Source organism: Mesorhizobium sp. USDA 4132, assembly GCF_056279545.1.
On the sequence record NZ_JBWCCP010000002.1, the window covers coordinates 159,414 to 176,378 of the forward strand.

The 16,965-nt window shown below is 60.7% G+C and carries 14 protein-coding genes and 1 pseudogene; 7 read left to right on the forward strand and 8 right to left on the reverse strand.

The features are described from left to right. Positions 1-2 precede the first annotated feature (2 nt). The 5 genes and pseudogenes from repA to ACZ9IU_RS23625 form a co-directional block, all read right to left on the reverse strand. Positions 3-1,196 carry a plasmid partitioning protein RepA gene (gene repA / locus ACZ9IU_RS23605; protein ID WP_040123875.1) on the reverse strand — a complete coding sequence of 398 codons (1,194 nt, stop codon included), beginning with the start codon at positions 1,194-1,196 and terminating at the stop codon, positions 3-5. A gap of 477 nt (positions 1,197-1,673) precedes the next feature. Further along, on the reverse strand, positions 1,674-1,943 hold the full coding sequence (locus tag ACZ9IU_RS23610) for a hypothetical protein (RefSeq protein WP_040125641.1): 270 nt from the start codon (positions 1,941-1,943) through the stop codon (positions 1,674-1,676). A 796-nt stretch (positions 1,944-2,739) separates the two neighbouring features. Continuing rightward, positions 2,740-3,502: pseudogene (locus ACZ9IU_RS23615) on the reverse strand (amino acid ABC transporter ATP-binding protein). Next, positions 3,499-4,179 carry an ABC transporter permease subunit gene (locus tag ACZ9IU_RS23620; RefSeq protein WP_040125639.1) on the reverse strand — a complete coding sequence of 227 codons (681 nt, stop codon included), beginning with the start codon at positions 4,177-4,179 and terminating at the stop codon, positions 3,499-3,501. The pseudogene ACZ9IU_RS23615 and the gene ACZ9IU_RS23620 overlap by 4 nt, the downstream one beginning before the upstream one ends. Positions 4,180-4,259: 80 nt before the next feature. Continuing rightward, positions 4,260-5,033: an amino acid ABC transporter substrate-binding protein gene (locus tag ACZ9IU_RS23625; protein WP_040125638.1), complete on the reverse strand. Its 774-nt coding sequence runs from the start codon at positions 5,031-5,033 to the stop codon at positions 4,260-4,262. Between the two features lie 364 nt (positions 5,034-5,397). On the opposite strand from ACZ9IU_RS23625, the gene ACZ9IU_RS23630 reads away from it, so the two are divergent. The 7 genes from ACZ9IU_RS23630 to ACZ9IU_RS23660 all read left to right on the forward strand — a co-directional run bounded on the left by ACZ9IU_RS23630 (position 5,398) and on the right by ACZ9IU_RS23660 (position 13,468). Further along, positions 5,398-7,872, forward strand: coding sequence for an IclR family transcriptional regulator (locus ACZ9IU_RS23630; protein ID WP_498957803.1), 2,475 nt, complete (start codon positions 5,398-5,400; stop codon positions 7,870-7,872). Beyond that, entirely contained in the window at positions 7,869-8,591 is a 723-nt protein-coding gene (locus ACZ9IU_RS23635; RefSeq protein ID WP_040125636.1) for a hypothetical protein, read from the forward strand. Before ACZ9IU_RS23630 ends, ACZ9IU_RS23635 begins: the two co-directional genes overlap by 4 nt. Further along, complete coding sequence (locus ACZ9IU_RS23640; protein ID WP_040125635.1) at positions 8,588-9,559, forward strand: dipeptidase; 972 nt, start codon at positions 8,588-8,590, stop codon at positions 9,557-9,559. Before ACZ9IU_RS23635 ends, ACZ9IU_RS23640 begins: the two co-directional genes overlap by 4 nt. A gap of 15 nt (positions 9,560-9,574) precedes the next feature. Then, entirely contained in the window at positions 9,575-10,615 is a 1,041-nt protein-coding gene (locus ACZ9IU_RS23645) for an ABC transporter substrate-binding protein (protein WP_051900670.1), read from the forward strand. Between the two features lie 97 nt (positions 10,616-10,712). After that, positions 10,713-11,561, forward strand: a complete 849-nt coding sequence (locus tag ACZ9IU_RS23650) for an ABC transporter permease (RefSeq protein WP_051900668.1) — start codon at positions 10,713-10,715, stop codon at positions 11,559-11,561. A 6-nt stretch (positions 11,562-11,567) separates the two neighbouring features. Next, the gene (locus ACZ9IU_RS23655) at positions 11,568-12,371 is read left to right on the forward strand and encodes an ABC transporter permease (RefSeq protein ID WP_040125633.1); all 804 of its coding nucleotides are present in this window, start codon (positions 11,568-11,570) and stop codon (positions 12,369-12,371) included. A gap of 32 nt (positions 12,372-12,403) precedes the next feature. Continuing rightward, positions 12,404-13,468 (forward strand): ABC transporter ATP-binding protein, encoded by a 1,065-nt coding sequence (locus tag ACZ9IU_RS23660; protein WP_040125632.1) that lies wholly within the window; start codon positions 12,404-12,406, stop codon positions 13,466-13,468. Between the two features lie 41 nt (positions 13,469-13,509). On the opposite strand, the gene ACZ9IU_RS23665 is transcribed toward ACZ9IU_RS23660, so the two are convergent. The 3 genes from ACZ9IU_RS23665 to ACZ9IU_RS23675 are packed head-to-tail and all read right to left on the reverse strand — an operon-like array spanning position 13,510 to position 16,960. Further along, the gene (locus ACZ9IU_RS23665; RefSeq protein ID WP_040125631.1) at positions 13,510-14,391 is read right to left on the reverse strand and encodes a dihydrodipicolinate synthase family protein; all 882 of its coding nucleotides are present in this window, start codon (positions 14,389-14,391) and stop codon (positions 13,510-13,512) included. Positions 14,392-14,427: 36 nt separating this feature from the next. Beyond that, positions 14,428-16,044 (reverse strand): ABC transporter ATP-binding protein, encoded by a 1,617-nt coding sequence (locus tag ACZ9IU_RS23670; protein WP_040125630.1) that lies wholly within the window; start codon positions 16,042-16,044, stop codon positions 14,428-14,430. Then, positions 16,037-16,960 carry an ABC transporter permease gene (locus ACZ9IU_RS23675; protein WP_040125629.1) on the reverse strand — a complete coding sequence of 308 codons (924 nt, stop codon included), beginning with the start codon at positions 16,958-16,960 and terminating at the stop codon, positions 16,037-16,039. Before ACZ9IU_RS23675 ends, ACZ9IU_RS23670 begins: the two co-directional genes overlap by 8 nt. Positions 16,961-16,965: the final 5 nt, after the last annotated feature.

A 16,965-nucleotide genomic window follows, 5' to 3' on the forward strand; every position in this document is an offset into this window, starting at 1 on the left:
AGCTACTTCCTTCCCCATGTGGCTCGGATATGGGCCTCGATCTCTGAATTGACGAGATTGAGCGACTCCCAGGCCCGATCGTACGTGCCTCGCACGAATAGCGATCGTTCCACTTCATACAGCGTCTGTTTCGTCACCCCGGCATCGGCGATGGCGGTCGATTTCAGCATCGCGTTCTGAAGCATGCGGTTTCCGAAAATCGCACGCATGAAGCCGGTCATCTGGCTTTGCGGGCCGTCATTGGGTTCGAATCTCGTGACGAGATAGCGCATCCAATCGTAACTCGTTCTGCCTCCCGCCCTTTCGACCACGGACATGAGCTCGCTCGTCATGGTCAGGAACTGGGACATCGACATGACGTCGAGCATTTGCGGGTGCACGGTGATCAACACGGAGGTGGCCGCGCAGAGCGCCGACATCGTCAGAAACCCGAGCTGCGGCGGGCAATCGACGACCACGACATCGTAGAGGCTTTCGATCTCGGTCAGGGCCTCGCCTATCCGCGCGAAAAACATCGTCTCCGCGGTGCCGGATGCCATTGCCTTGGGCGTCTCATGTTCGAACTCCATGAGTTCGAGATTTCCGGGGATCAGATGCAGATTGGGCGTATAAGTGGCGCGCACGATATCGGCGATCGGCCGCGGATCTTCATAACGGATCGCCCCGTAGAGCGTCTCAGCTTCTCCGACATCCAATTCCGGCTGATGGCCGAACAAGGCGGAAAGAGAAGCCTGCGGATCGAGATCGACGGCCAAGACCCGGTAGCCTCTCAGGGCCAGATATTGCGCCAGATGCGCAGCCGTGGTGGTTTTCCCGGAGCCGCCCTTGAAGTTCATGACCGATACGATTTGAAGCTTGTCGGCGCTTTTCCGGGCCGGAACATATTTCGGAGTCCCGTTTCTCTCATCAAGAACCCGGCGGATCCGGTCCATATCATCCGCGCCGTAGAGGCGGCGCCCGTTGGCGAGAGGACTTGGGCCATGGCCTTCGGCAGCGACTTGCCGGAGATAACCTTCACCGATGCCTATGAAGCCCGCGGCTTCGGCAGGAGAGAAGAACCGCATCGTCTTTTGGGAAAGAGGCGGAAAGATCTTCGCTTGATGCTGTTGGAGCTGATAGGACAGCTCCTGCGCATCTGTTGCCAAAAGTGAAGGAAGATGCTCTTGATCGTCCTGGATGACAAGACTCGGTTGCATGTGGTTTTCCCGAATAACTGCGCAATTTTTACCGAAAGCGCTCTAACTGCGCAGTTATATTATGCGCCGATTCGTTACCGATTTACAAACGCTTAACCAAACTGTCATTTTCGCTGTTTTGCTGGCCAAATTGGCATTCGTGGGCGCTCATCAGGCCGGTTGGATTTCGGGCGAGGTGGGTATCTAGCGTCGGCTCTTTGAGGCGAGTTGTCCGCGGACTACCGCTCTTGCAGATCCGCTTCTGATTGATGCCGGGCAAGGGGATATGGCCATTGCAGTATGTTTCCGTGGTGACGGTAGTCCGCGGACAACTGCGATGCTTCCGGCAGATCGAACCACGCGATCTTCGGGAGAGGAGGGCTTTTCACCTAACGATACTCTCTCGCGTTTGGCTGCTTGTTGGCCACGAGAGTGAGTGCTGCGACTGGAGCAACGTATGAGCTCACGGTCGGTAAGGCCGGCGTGGGTTGGATCCAGTCATCCGCTGTTCTCAGCCTTTGCGAGAATATCCTCGACGGCTGTTTTATCCTGTAGTCGATCTTCTTCGTGTCCGGCTTGGATTTCTTGTCCGGCGGTCTTCGGATTGGTGGGGCCGGCCAACATGGCGCGCCGACGGAGGCCGCGAAGCAGCAGATCTTTCGACGAGACACACGAACCGAGGTCATGGCCGGTATGGCCATTGCTGTCGACGACCGTATGCGTGGCTTCAACTGCTGCGCATGACGGCGAACTGATGAGCGGCAACATCACAGCTCTCGTGGATAGGTCGCTCCAATCGGAGATCTATCGGAAGACATTCCTGGTCATCGCGCGCATAAAGTACTCCCGCGATCACTCAGTCCGGCTCGGCCGCATACTATACTGTCCTGGTCCAGCCCATAAAAACGCACCCAGCTTCCCCTGCTGCTGCCGCGGAGGGACTTTGCTCGGCAGCAACAGAAAACCTCGGCGGACGCTCGATCGATGCCGCACGATTACTCGCTTGCTTTGCCGCGTGATTTCCTTTCGTCGAAGATGCGAACGGGCGATCCGCTGCCGGTTCTGCTCTCAGGGCAGTCACGAGCTTCAAAAAGGGACTGAGTTGGCAAGCCGCTTGGCTCCAACTCACTGAGGCCGGCATTCGCTCCGTGATCGCCGGATGTGCTTTACGCATGTTTCCAGGCTCGCTTTCAATTCTATTCCTGCGGCGGACGGCAGGCGAGGGAGCTCGCTGGACATTGGTAAGAATGACGAAATGTCGACCTCCCGCGGCTTTTGACTCTACCTCTCGTGACATCTGAAGGTAACAAAACGTCGGCTGGATAGGTCGACGAATCCGTATCTCTCGGGTAGAGTGGCACAAATGCCGAGGGTTCTCTTCATGCGACGAGTTTCTCTTGGAAACAGATGAAATTGCTCGCCGACGGGCCGTGCGGTTTTAATCGAAATCTGGCCACAAACCGCACTCATGATCTGAGCTTGGGCGAAATTATCTCCTGAACAGAAGTTCAAGGAGCTTCTCCGATGCTGCGCCCGCGCGAACGTTCGCCCTGGAACAGAGCGCTTAGATATGCGCTGTCTGCGCCGCGTTGATCGATGAGATGAAGCTCTTGGTGCGTTCCTGCCTCGGATTACCGAAGATAGCTTCCGCCCTGCCGGACTCGACCACTTTCCCGCTCTCTAGGAAAACCACGTGATTAGCGATCCGCGAGGCAAGGCGCAGGTCGTGCGTCGCCATCACCATCGTCGTTCCTTCGGCAGCAAGCCGGCCGAGCACGTCGATGACCTCGGCGGAAAGTTCAGGATCGAGGGCCGAGGTCGGTTCGTCACAGAGAAGAACCCGCGGCGAAGGCGCAAGCGCCCGGGCGATCGCCACCCTTTGTTGTTGCCCACCGGAAAGCTCTGACGGGCCACGCATCGGTCTTATGCGCCATTCCTACCTTGGTGAGCAGTTCGCTGGCGCGGTCATGGGCCTTTTGGCGCGGCCATTTCAGAACCGTCGTCAGTCCCTCCATGACGTTCTCGATCGCCGTTCGATGCGGAAAGAGCTGGAAGTTCTGGAAGACCATGCCGGTCTGGCGGCGGATCTTCTGGATCGACTTCCAGCCGATCTTCAGGCCGGGCTCGAAGTCGAACTTTTCCTCGCCGATGCGGACGGAGCCGGCGGTCGGAATTTCCAGCAGGTTGATGCATCGCAGCAGCGTGCTCTTGCCACCGCCGGAGGGACCGATGAGCGCGGTCACGCTTCCCTCGGGAATGCCGAGGCTGATGTCCTTCAGGATGACCGCGTCGCCGAACCGCTTTTCGATGTTGGAAAGCTCGATCATCGGTTTGACTCCATCATGCCGCCATAACGGGCGAAACGCTTTTCAAGCCTGTTCTGCAACGATGACAGCACCGAGCTCAAGACCAGGTAGATCAAGGCCGCCTCGATATAGAGGATCAGCGGCTCATAGGTCGTCGCGACAATCCGCTGGGCTGCCTGGAAGAGTTCCGGCACCGTGATCGCCGCGGCAAGCGATGTATCCTTGACCAGCGAGATGAAGGTATTCGAAAGGGGCGGCACCGCGACACGCGCCGCCTGCGGCAGGATGGTGCGGCTCATCGCCTGGCGCCATGACATGCCGATCGAATAGGCCGCTTCCCACTGCCCCTTCGGCACCGAGGAAATGACCGCGCGGATAATTTCGGAACTGTAAGCACCGATATTCAGGGTAAAGCCGATCAATGCCGCGGGAAAGGCGTCGAGCAGGATGCCGACGCTCGGCAGGCCGTAGAAGATGACGAAGAGCTGCACGAGAAGCGGGGTACCGCGGATCACCCAGACGTAAAACCGTGCGATCAGCGCAAGCGACGCCGGGCCGAACAGCCGCGTCACCGCCGTTATCAGGCCGAGGATGAGCCCGAGCAGGAAGGACAGCAATGTCAGCGGAACCGTAAAACGGACGCCCGCCCATAGGAGGGTCGGAAGTGAATCCGACATCAATTGAAGCCAGTGCGGCACGATGTGATCCTCAAAAAATGACGTCCGGCGCGGGCGCCGGACGCTCTAACAATGTAGGTCAGGAATGGGAACTCGGCAGCCTATTTGGAGACGTCCTGCCCAAAATACTTGTCGGAGATCTTCTGATAGGTGCCGTCTGCCCTGATGTCCGCCAGTGCCTTGTTGATGGCACCGAGCAATTCCGGCTCGCCCTTGCGGATGATGATGCCGGAATAATCGGCATTGTCCTGCTGCGCGGCGATCTTTACCGGCGCGTCAGGTTTCTGCTTCTTGAAATCGAGGAACGAGAGGCTGTCATTGATCGTCGCGTCGGCGCGGCGTGTCAGCACGAGCTGGATCGACTGGTCGAAGCCATCCGTGCCCACGAGTTCGGCGCCTGCCTGTTCGGCGATCTTGCCGAAATTGCTGGTCAGGGACTGAGCGGATTTCTTACCCTTGAGGTCTGCGAAACCCTTGATGTCGCTGTTGTCCTGGCGGACGATCAGCACCGCCTTGGACGCGATGTAGGGGTCGGAGAAATCATATTTCTGCTTGCGGGCTTCGGTTATGCCCACCTGGTTGATGACGGTATCGTAACGCTTGGCATCGAGCCCTGCGATGAGGCCGTCCCACTTGCCTTCGACGAACTCAGCCTTGACGCCAAGTTTTGCGGCAACGGCTTGGCCGATCTCCACGTCGAAACCGACCAGTTTGCCGCTTGCGTCATGGAAGGTGAACGGCGCGTAGGTCCCCTCGGTGCCGATCTTGAAGACGCCCGCAGACTTGACGGCGGCGAGATTTTCGCCGGCGAGGGAAGGCGTAAGGGCTGCCGCATGAATAAGGGCCGCCGCGACAATGGTTTTCAACCGAAACATTTAGGTCATCCTTTCAGCAGTGCTTGCTGGCGACTAGATGACAGAAAATAGGACGTCGGGATTGAAAGAAAACCGCAAAAAAAGCCGGCAAATGCGAATATTTTACTCAGCCGCAGTCATGCCCCAATTCGCGGACGGCTTGTAGCCAAACAAGCCTGGGTCTCACGTGCCGTGGCCCGCATCGATGCAAGGTAAGGCTGTAGATTGAAAGTTTTCGCTCGTGGCTCCGACGGTGACGCAGCGAAATCCAGCGTAAAAAAATTCTGAACGCCTTGAGCGCCTTAGCCAGGTGAGGGCCAAATTTGCGCGCAAGCACGCTCCCGCGCGGTTGACATAAATCAATGACGGCGACATCATATTCAACATGGATACGACATATTCAAATAGAATACAAGAGGAAAGCGGTGGCGTCCGCCCGCTCTCGACGGTCCTGAAGACCATGGCGGTGCTCGACGTGCTGGCCTCCAGCGCTCGCGGCATGAAACTGCCGGAGATCGCGTCGGCGATGGAGCTCTCTCGCCCCACCGCTTATCAGCGGCTGTTGACGTTGATCGAAGCTGGCTGGGTCGAGCAGGATCACGAGATGCGCTATCGGCTCACGATGCACGCCTGTCGGCTTGCCGCGGCGGCCATGGAGCAGGCCAATCTTGGAGCGCGGGTTCAGCCGATCATCGAAATGCTGGTCCACCGGGTGAAGGAGACGGCTTCGCTGGCGGTGCTCGATCGCGGACTACCGTGCATCGTCTCGCGTGTCGAGTCCCAGAGCGTGCTGCGTGCGGAACAGAAGATCGGCACGACCATGTCGCTCGAGGGTTCCGCATCCGGCCGCATCCTGACCGCTTTCGCAGACGAAGTGACGCTCGCCCGCCTGGAGGAAAGCGGCGAGCAACTGGCCTCGGAAGAGCTCCTGGGCGAGGCGCGCGCCAACGGCTACGCGCTGTCGAGCGGCTATACCCATAGCGGCGTCGTCGCCATCGCCGCGCCGATCTTCGATCTCCACGGCAAATGCACGTCGACGATCTCGCTGGTCATGCCGGAGATGCGCTTCGACCCTCGAAAGCTTCCGCGAGCCGCTTCTCGAAACCGCCCGTACCATCACGAAAATGCAGCAGGGAGAACGTTGACGGTCATGACCGCGACTTCCGAACAGGTGGCAACGCCCCGACCGCGCCCAAGCCAAGAGGTGATGAAGACCTCACGGCTGGCGGCAATCCAGCCGAGCCGGCTCAGCGGCACCCGCGCCTTCATGAACAAGATGATCCGCGAGCGCTGGGACATCTCCAATGTCCTTTTCGACGTGGACGAAAACGCCGAAGGGACCGTCGTTTATTCCATCAAGGCGCCTGACCAGGAGTTCTCGTTCATCGGCTTTTCCCGTCCGCCGAGCCGGACGGCTCGTACCGGCCGTATCATTGGCCAGGCCTGGGACATGATGGGCGCGCTGATCGAAGGGCCGGCGACCGAAATCGAGATCGAAACGGCGCGGCGGGAAATCCCCAAGCTCTATACGGGCCGGGCGACTGCCGGCACGCTGATCTGGTGTCGGTCGAACCGCTCAATGCGGGTTTTCGACCAGACGCTCGAAGCGCTTGCCGAAGGTCGCCAGCCGTCCGTCGCCGATCTTTCGAAGGTCTGCTACCTGATGCGCAATACCGGCCTTGACGGCAACGGCACGTTCGGGACGCGTTCCTTCCCGTCGCTCGGCGCCCGCCATGCGCTCGGTGGTGTCCTGCAGGCGCAGTTGCTGACCGCCTACCTGATGCGGGAATTTTCCTGCGACCTCGTCGAGCATCTGGCGGCCAAGAAATCCGAGACCGCCGTGCGCCTCGACCCGCAGCTTCGCCGCTATATCGGCGTCGGCAATGGTTCGGCGCTTGGCCTTATCTTCTTCGTCCACAAACATCCGCGCCTGATCGACGGGCTTCTGTCCGCGCGCGAAGGTGCGATTGCGATGGCCCGCGCGCTGAAGCTCGATGCGTCGGATCCTCGCGTCGCCAGACTGCTCGAACTTCTCCGCCAGGCAATCGCGTTCCGCAAACAGGACCAGATGGTCTACGAGACATTTGCCTCCAGCGCCGACGTGGCAGCCGATATCGACAAGGTGGTGGCGGCGCTCGAAGAATTCCGGCGAAGCGGCACGGTGTTTGGTCGTACGACCGATTTCCCGTTTGATGTGCTTGCCGCCGAATTCGAAACCGACCTCCTGCCGGAAGCTTTCGAGACGTTCCTCTCGTTGCTGATCGAATTGGTGCCGGAAGAAGCCGACAGGCTGTTGGCAGCCATTGATGCTCCCGACGAATTCAGCATCTCGCCAGCCGAGACGGTCGAACAGCTAATGGCGCTCGTCCATGACGAATATCAGTGGGCGCTCGATACCGACATGGCCGGCCCAGAGGCCTATAAATATGTCTGGTACAAATCGGAGACGGCGGAGGAGCCGCGCCGCGGCGCCCGCGAGGAAGTCCCCGATGCGCTAGATCTCGGCCTCGATGTTTGCGGCGGGATCCAATCCCTTTTTGCCGATCTCGGCAGGGCCCAAGGTTCGCTCAGCATCGCCCGTTTCCTGATGAAACATCCTGAACACCGCTACATGGTGGCGCGCATTCAGAGCCTGCGCGGGCGGGACTATCACACGCCTCGCGCCAACATCAACGCCGAGGCTTTTGTGCCGATCGATCTCGTGCGGCTGATGAACGTAGGGGTCCACGGCATCGACAAGACCCGTGACTTCCTCAGCCGCAACCTGCGCGGCGTGCTCTATCACGGTGCACCGACCCCCGACGATCTGCGCGCCGGCTACACCCGCACCTGGTATTACCCGGCGGAGCCTGTTCTATGACATCCTTGCATTCATCTCCCTCCATGCGCGTCATGCCCCGCGAAATGCGGCTGATGTCCGAGCGGATCTTCTCGCTGAGCAGCCTGCCCAAGGGTTTCTTCCTGACTATCGGCGACATCCCGATGTATTCGCAAAAGCTTGGTCTTGGTGGCTTCAAACTGTTCGAGCAGCGGTTCGAGAGCTTCAAGTCGGCGGTTCCCACCCGTATCGCGATTGCCTCCGAAGCCGGCAACCGCTTGACGCTCGACGCTTGCGGCGAACACGCATGGTTCGTGCTGCCGACGGCGATCGATCTTCTCGGTGAGCTCGCGGCCCGGTTCGGGTCGGCGGAACTGACCGTGACAGGGACGATGGATGTCGAGGAACTTGCGGTTGCCGCGCGTTTCGGCGGTCGATCTGGGCTTTCGATCTCCGTGTCCGGCGATGTGCTGAAGGCGGTTCCGGCCGCGGTCACCGGCGACGTTCAAAAAGACGATCCTCTTCTCTGGTCGCTTCTGGAAAGCGGTGCTGAAATCGAGAGCGATCTCTGGTGGCGCATCTATCACCTGGCAAAACAGGCGCTTGCGACCGACAGCGTCGTCTCGCGCCGCCATGCAGGTCCGATGATCGTCAACGAGGACGGCACCGTCATCGGCCGCAAGGACAACGACGACGAGACGGACGTCTCCTTCCTGTCGTCCAGCATTTCCGAACGTATGAAAGAGAGCGCGAGATCATGATCATCGACGGTTTGCAATGCGGGCATTTCGATCGCGCCGCCTTTGAATCCTTGAGGGCAGGGAATGTCGGCGGGGTCGTCAACACCTGCGGATTCTGGGAGGGCACCGTCGAGTCGATGGATTCCATCGGCCGCTGGCGCGATCTCGTGCGCGAAAACTCCGATATCGCCGAGATCGCTCTTACCGCAGACGACATCAGCCGCATTTCAGACGCAGGCAAGCTCGCCGTCATTATGGGTTTCCAGAACGCCAATCTCTTCGAAGGGCGGATCCGCTTCGTGGAGATGTTTGCCGAACTCGGCGTGCGCGTCGTGCAGCTCACCTACAACAACCAGAACGAACTCGGCGGTTCCTGCTACGAGGCCGAGGATTCGGGCCTTGCTCGCTTCGGCAAGGAAGTGGTGCGCGAGATGAACGCCGCCGGCATTCTGGTCGATTGCAGCCATGTCGGCGATCGCACGACGCTCGATGCGATCAAGGTGTCCGAAAAGCCGATCGCCGTCACCCACGCCAACGCCCAATCGTTGTTCATGCACAAGCGCAACAAGTCGGACAACGTCATTCGGGCGCTGAAGGATACCGGCGGCGTGATCGGCTGCGCTGCCTATCGCAACATCACCGGCGACGACTTCTGCGCCTCGATCGAAGCCTGGTGCACGATGGTTGCCCGCACGGTGGATATTGCCGGCATCGACTGCGTCGCGATCGGCACCGACAAGAGCCACAATTTCACCGCCCCCGATTACGCCTGGATGCGCAAGGGTCGTTGGACCCGTGGCGAGGACTATGGCGCCAGCGCCGCGGGCAAGCCGCTCAAGGCCGCGCCGCCGGAATGGTTCCAGAAGGTCGAGGACATCCGAGTGATCCCGGGCGGTCTCAGCGCCGTGGGCTTCTCGGAAGAAGAAGTCGCGAAGATCACCCACAAGAACTGGCTGCGGCTCTACGAAGCCACCTTCAGAAAATCATAAAAGAGGAGAACTGCAATGACTGGAATGAAGACATTTCTCATGCCTGACCGCCGCCGTTTCCTGAAGACGGCCGGCGCTGCGGTGACCGCTTCGCTCGCCGCTCCCTATCTCGTTCGCGCGCAGGAGAAGGTCCTCTACGTGAACACTTGGGGCGGTCCCTGGGAGGCTGCCGCAAAGACGCATCTCATCGATCCGTTCACCGCCGAAACGGGCATCCAGGTGAAGACGGTTTCCCCCGTTTCCTTCGCCAAGCTCGCCCAGCAGGTGAAGACCGGCACCTACGAATTCGACGTCACCACGCTCGGCGGCGGCGAACTGGTGCGTGCGAACCAGGCCGGCATCATCGAAAAGCTCACCGAGCCCTACAAAGGCGGCCTCTTCGAAAACGGCGTCGCTTCACATGCGTTCGCCACCGTGATGGCCTGGCGCAAGGATAAATATAAGGACACTCCGAAGACCTGGGCCGATTTCTGGAACGTCGAGAAATTCCCCGGCGGGCGGTCGCTGCAGCGTTATGCGTCGCGCGTCATCCCGATCGCGCTTCTCGCCGATGGCGTCGCGGTCAAGGATCTCTATCCTCTCGATGTGGACCGGGCCTTCAAGTCGCTCGACAAGATCAAGCCGCATATCCGCGTCTGGTGGACTGCCGGCGCCCAGTCGACGCAGATACTGCGTGACGGGGAGATCGACATGATCGGCATCTGGCACGGCCGTTATTTCGAGGCCGAGAAGGCCGGCGCTCCGGTTGCCATGACCTGGAACCAGGGCGAGATCGAACGCGCCTACTGGGTTGTCGCCAAAAAGAGCCCGAACCTTGAGAACGCCAAGAAATTCGTGGAATTCGCGACCAGTGCGAAGCCGCTTGCCGGCTTCTCCAAGGCTGCGGACTACGGTGCGCTGAACCCGGCCTCCAACCAGTTCGTCGACGCGGCGGATGCCAAACGCATGCCGACCTCTCCGGACAACTACAAGCTAACCTTCGAGCAGGACATGTCGAACTTCGGCATCGACCCGGCGGAACTCGCCGAACGTTTCGAGGAGTGGGTCGCGAGCTGATCCGCTCTCCTGGATCAACCCGACCCGCTGGCCGGCATCGCGCGGAACGACCGCGCGATGCCGCAGCGACCCTGCCTGCCATAAAAAGGGAACGGCAATGGGCATCAGCCTTTCAAAACTGACGGAAAAGACGAATATATGGCCCTGGCTGCTGCTGGCGCCGCTCGGCATCTACATGCTCATCTTTTTCGTCGTGCCGCTCGCCGAAGTGGCGATCATGAGCTTTACGGAACCGAAGGTCTCGCTGGCGAACTACCAGAAGGTCCTGACCGGAGCGCTTTACCAGCGCGTCTTTCTGAACACGTTCGTGACGGCCGCTTTCGTGACGCTCTGCTGCCTTCTGGTCGGTTATCCGCTGGCCTATTTGATGGCGCATTCCAAGCCACGCACGGCAATGCTGATCTTGCTGCTCGTCACCATGAGCTTCTGGACCAGTTTTCTCGTCCGTACCTATTCGTGGATGGTTCTGCTCGGCAATAACGGTCCGCTGATCGCCTTCCTGCAGATGATCGGCGTCGACAAACCGCCGCAGCTTCTCTTCACGCGTTTTTCCTCGACGCTCGCCATGGTGCATATCCTGGCGCCCTACATGATCATGAACGTCTATTCGGTGATGAAGAAGATCGATCCGGCGCTGATCCGCTCGGCGGAAAGCCTGGGCGCCAAAGGCTGGTCGCTGTTCCGGCATGTCTACCTGCCGCTGACGGCGCCCGGTATCGCCAACGGTTCCGTCCTGGTCTTCGTCATCTGCCTCGGGTTCTATGTGACGCCGGTTCTGCTCGGCAGCCCGCGCGAGCAGATGGTCGCCGGTCTGATCGGCCACCAGATCGAGGAGTTTCTCGCCTTCGGTTTGGGCTCCGCCATGGCGATGATCCTGCTCGTGGTGACACTCATTATCCTCACCATCTATCACCGCCGTTTCGGCCTCGACAAACTCTGGGGGTGACCGAATATGAACACGTTCATGCGCTGGGCCGGTTTCATCGTGGTGCTCTTCATTGCAGCACCGCTCGTCATCGTCGTGCCGATGTCGTTTTCGAACGCAAGCTCGCTGCAATTCCCGCCGCCGGGTTACTGGCTCGGATACTACCGGGCTTATTTCACCAGCATGGATTGGCTGATACCGACCTGGAACAGCATCCTGATCGCGACCGCCACGACCATCCTCACCATGGCCCTGGTCGTGCCCGCGACCTTCGCCTTGGTGCGCCACAAGTTTCGCGGCAAGGGATTCGCCGACCTGATGATGCTGATGCCGATGGCGGTCCCCCATATCGTCATGGCGGTCGGCTATTATTCTTATCTCGGCGATCTCGGGCTGGTGCACAGCCATCTCGGCGTCATCCTGGCACATACCTGCCTGTCGGTCCCGATCGCCTTCCTTGTCCTTTCGGCGAACCTCAAGGGTTTTGACCGGAACCTTGAACGGGCCGCGCAGAGCCTCGGCGCCAGCCCGGCGAAGACCTTCCTGCACGTCACGCTGCCGATCCTGCGGCCGGGGCTGGTCATCAGCTCGCTTTTTGCCTTCATTCAGTCGTTCGACGAGACGGTGGTGGCGATCTTCATCTCGGGCCGCGACGCAGAGACCCTGCCGCGCAAGATGTTCGACAGCATCCGCCAGGAGGCCGACCCGGTAATCGCCGTCATCTCGACGCTGCTCTTCGTCGTCGTGCTGGTCGGCATCGCTGCTCCTTATTTCGCCAGCGCGCTGCGCAGCCGCGCTCCCAGGCCGAGCCGCCCGGCCGGCGCACACTGATCCTCCCAAGGACTCCCCCCCAAGGATTTCCCATGACGAACTACCTGCAACTCTCCAACATCACCAAGACCTACGGACATTTCACGGCGCTCGACGACGTGAGCCTGTCGGTCGAAAAGGGGGAGTTCGTGACCTTCCTGGGGCCGAGCGGCTCGGGCAAGACCACGACCCTGATGATCATTGCCGGTTTCGAAAAGGCGAGCGGCGGCAAGGTGGAAGTCGGTGGCCAGTCGATTTCCGAGCTTGCGCCGCATGAGCGCAATATCGGCATCGTGTTCCAGAACTATGCCTTGTTTCCGCACAAGACGGCGGTCGAAAATGTCTATTTCCCGCTGCAGATGCGTGGCGTCAGCCGCTCGCAGGGCTTGAGACAGGCAGAGGACATGCTGTCACTCGTCGGGCTCAAGGGTTTTGGCCATCGCCATCCCAAGGAATTGTCCGGCGGGCAGCAGCAGCGGGTCGCGCTTGCCCGCGCCCTGGTTTTCGAGCCTTCGCTGCTTCTGCTCGACGAGCCGCTCGGCGCGCTCGACAAGAACCTGCGTGAGCAGATGCAGATCGAGATCAAGCGCATCCAGCGCAGCCTTGGCGTGACGACCATCTTCGTGACCCACGACCAGTCGGAAGCCATGTCGATGTCCGATCGCATCGTGGTGTTCGAGAAGGGACGTATCGAGCAGGTCGCAGCACCCCTGGATATCTACCATCGCCCGCAGACCTCCTTCGTCGCCGCCTTCATCGGCGAAAGCAACCTGATCCCGGCAATCATTACCAGCGGGGCCGTCAGAACGGCCGAGAACCCGACGCTTGGAGCCTTCCAATACGCTGGCGAAGATGCTCTTGCGGACGGCCAGAAGGTGACGCTTCTGATCCGCCCGGAGCACATCAAGCTGTCGCGCAGCCCGGTCGAGGGCCGCAAGAACGTCCGCATGATCGTCGAGACGATCGTCAACTACGGCGACAACGCCCTCGTGATCGGCCGGGCAGGGGATATTCCCATGCGCGTCAGGGTGCTCGGCGCCGATGTGGTGATCATCAGGGAAGGCGAGGAATGCTGCATCAGCTGGGCGCCGGACGCGGTCTTCGTGATCACCAAATAGATTGCACTCGAACCGTCTCGTAAACCTTAGATCAGCGAACCCTACAGCAGCTCGTATTTTTTCAGGATTTCTCTTATTTCCTCGTCCTGAGCCTCGTCTGGAAGCAGGGCAGGTTGCCTGCTCGCGCCAACTGAGTTGTCCTGGAGGTAAAGCGAGCGCTTAACCATGGCGGGCGCAAACCCCAGCGCATAAAGGTCGGTGCGGAAGGCGGTATAGATCGCCTGCTGACGCTCCGCTTCCGCAATGTCGCCTGAGTTGAAGGCCGTAACGATGCCGGCGAGCACGTGCGGCAGGGCGTTTCCGAGCCCTGATATGCAGCCGGCCGCACCGTTCTGCAGCGACCACAGGACAAGATGGTCGGGGCCGGAATAGACCTCGAAGCCGGGGTTGTCTTTCGAGACCTGGAGGTAGGCCGCCAGGGTTTCCTGGGCGCCGCCGGAATCCTTGATGCCGGCGATATTGCCGTGCCCGGCAAGCTTTGCAGCCGTTGCCGGCTCGATATGGTTCTGGGTCCGGGCCGGTATGTCATAGAGATAGACCGGCGTCTTGACCGCATCCGCGACCGTCGAGAAGTGGCGGACCAGCCCGTCCTGAGTGCAGGCGATGAAGAAGGGAGTGATGACGGCGATGCCGTCGACGCCGATCCGGTCAAACTCTTTGGCCAGTTGCACCGTCTCGAATGTGGCTGGCATCCCGGCATTGACGATGACTTTGGCGCGCCCCGCCACCTCGTCGACCACGTGTTCGGTCAGCTGGATCTTCTCTTCGTGGGTGAGAGCAGTGAAATCACCATTGGTGCCGGCGCACATGATGTTGTTGCCCGCTGCCACCTGCCGGCGCACCTGGGCGCGGGTCGCCTCGAAATTGATCGTCTCGTCCTCGTTGAAGCAGGTCACGAGTGCGACAAAGGCATTTCTGGTCATTCAATCAACTCCGCTTATCCGCCGCTCGGCGGTTTGTCATGCACGTTTGAGACGGGCTGCCCGGTGTTCGGCCTGAACATCCGGGTCCGGATCGAGGCTCGCCGCCAGGAGCGCTCTTGTATAGGCTTCACGGGGCGTCTCGAAGATCTCCCGGACTGTTCCCATTTCCACCACCTCGCCCTTCTGCATGACCATGACGTAGTCCGCGAAGTCGCGAACGACGGGCAGGTCGTGGGCGATGAAGATGAAGGAGATGCCCATGTCCCGTCGCAGCTTGTCGAGAAGCGCGATGACCTGGGCCTGCACCGATACGTCGAGCGCCGACACCGCCTCGTCGCAGACGATCAGCTGTGGTTCGAGCGCAAGTGCGCGGGCAATTGCGATCCTCTGCCGCTGGCCGCCCGAGAACTGGTGCGGATAACGGCTCATGTGTTCGGCCGAGAGGCCCACCTGCACCAGCAGTTCCGCGACCCGTTCCCGCCATTGGCGTTTCGGCAGGATATCGGGATGGATGGCCCAGGCTTCGGATACGAGCTGGAACACCGTCATGCGGGGATTGAGCGACTGGGTGGGGTCCTGAAACACCATCTGAAGGTCGCGCCGGAGCTTGTAGAGTTCCGATGGCGAAAGCTGAAAAAGATCACGCCCCTTCCACTGCGCCGTGCCGGCGTCCGGCTCGTCCAGTCTCAAAAGAACGCGGGCGAGCGTCGATTTGCCCGAGCCGCTTTCGCCGACGATCGCCATGGTCTCGCCCGCCCTGAGGTCGAACGAGACACCCTTCAACGCATCGAAGGAGCCGTAGCGTTTGCGCACGTCCCGGACGCTGAGCAGCGGCTGGCCCGAAAGCTGTGCGACGTGCATCTCGCCCTTCCCGGGGGCGGCGCCGATCAGTTTTTTTGTATAGGGATGCGTCGGGTTCTTGTAGACGTCGCGGACGGTGCCGGTCTCGACCAGCTCGCCCTTTTCCATGACGACCACCCGATCGGCGATTTCGGCCACAACACCGAGGTCATGGGTGATGATCAGCACGCCCATGCCGGTTTCCCGCTGCAACTCCTTCAACAGCGCCAGCACCTCGGCCTGGACCGTTACGTCGAGTGCGGTGGTCGGCTCATCGGCGATCAGCAGATCGGGACGCAGCGCAAGCGCCATCGCAATCATCACGCGCTGGCGCTGGCCGCCAGAAAATTCGTGCGGATATTTGCCCATGGCGCCTTCCGGGTCCGGAATTCCAACGCGCGTCAACAGGCGCAGGGCTTCGCTTTTGGCCTGTCCGGTCGGCATGCCGTGGGTCGTCATCGCTTCGCGAATCTGCCATCCGACGGTATAGACCGGGTTCAGATGGCTGAGCGGGTCCTGAAAGATCATCGCGATCCGCCGTCCGTTTGCCTCGCGGCGCGCCTGGGGCGGCATGGTCAGCAGGTCTTTGCCGTCGAGCAGGATCTGCCCGGCACTGATCCGCCCGGGCGGCATGTCGATGAGGTTCATGATCGCCGCTGACGAAACCGACTTGCCCGATCCGCTTTCACCGAGGATCGCCAGCGTCTCGCCGCGGTCGAGATGGTAGGAGATGTTGCGCACGGCATGCACGACGCCTGCGGCCGTATGGAACTCGACCGAGAGGTTTCGGACTTCCAGCAGGTGCTCAGCCATTCTTTCGGCCTTTCATTTCCAGGCGCCAGCGCTGAACGGGGTCGAGCGCGATGCGCAGCCAGTTCGACAAAAGGTTGAGCGACAAGGTCGTCATGATGATCGCCAGCCCGGGCCAGAACGAGAGCCACCAGGCATTGGTGAGATACTGGCGCCCCTGGGAAATCATCAGCCCCCAGGTGATGGCGGGCGGCTGAATGCCGATGCCGAGAAAGGACAACGCGCTTTCGGCAAGCATGACATAGGCGAAGTCCAGCGTCGCCAGCGTGGTGAGCGTCGGGAAAACGACCGGCAGGATGTGACGGAACAGGATGCGCTTCTGCGAAGCGCCCATCACCCGCGCCGCCTGCACGAACATCCGCTCGCGGATCTCCAGCACCTCGGCGCGGGTGGTGCGCAGATAAACTGGGATGCGGGTGATCGACAGGACGGCGACCAGGTTCAGGATCGAGGAGCCCAGGAGATAAAGGACGATCACCGCGATCAGCAGCGAGGGAAAGGACATGATCACGTCTGCCAGGCGCATGATCACCTGCCCGACGCGGGGCGACGAAAAGCCGGCGACAAGGCCGAGCAGCGTGCCGATGACCGACGACAGGATCACCGCGCCGGCGGCGACCATGAGCGTGTTTTGGGTCGCGACGATGATGCGGGCGAGCAATGGCCGGCCGAGAGCGTCCGCCCCCATCCACCACACCCATTCACGGCTCCAGTCGAAAGGCGCGAGGTTGCGGCCGCGGAGATTCTGCTTGGTGGCAAGTTCGCCGAGCCAGGATGGCCCGATCAGGGCAAGCACGATGACGACGAGCAGGAAGATCACCGCGCAAAGCGCGAATTTGTCGGCCCAGAGCATTCGTGCCATGCGGATCGGGAAGGAGGGCTCGTGCGCGATCGTCGTATCGGAGGTGGAAACACTCATCGTTG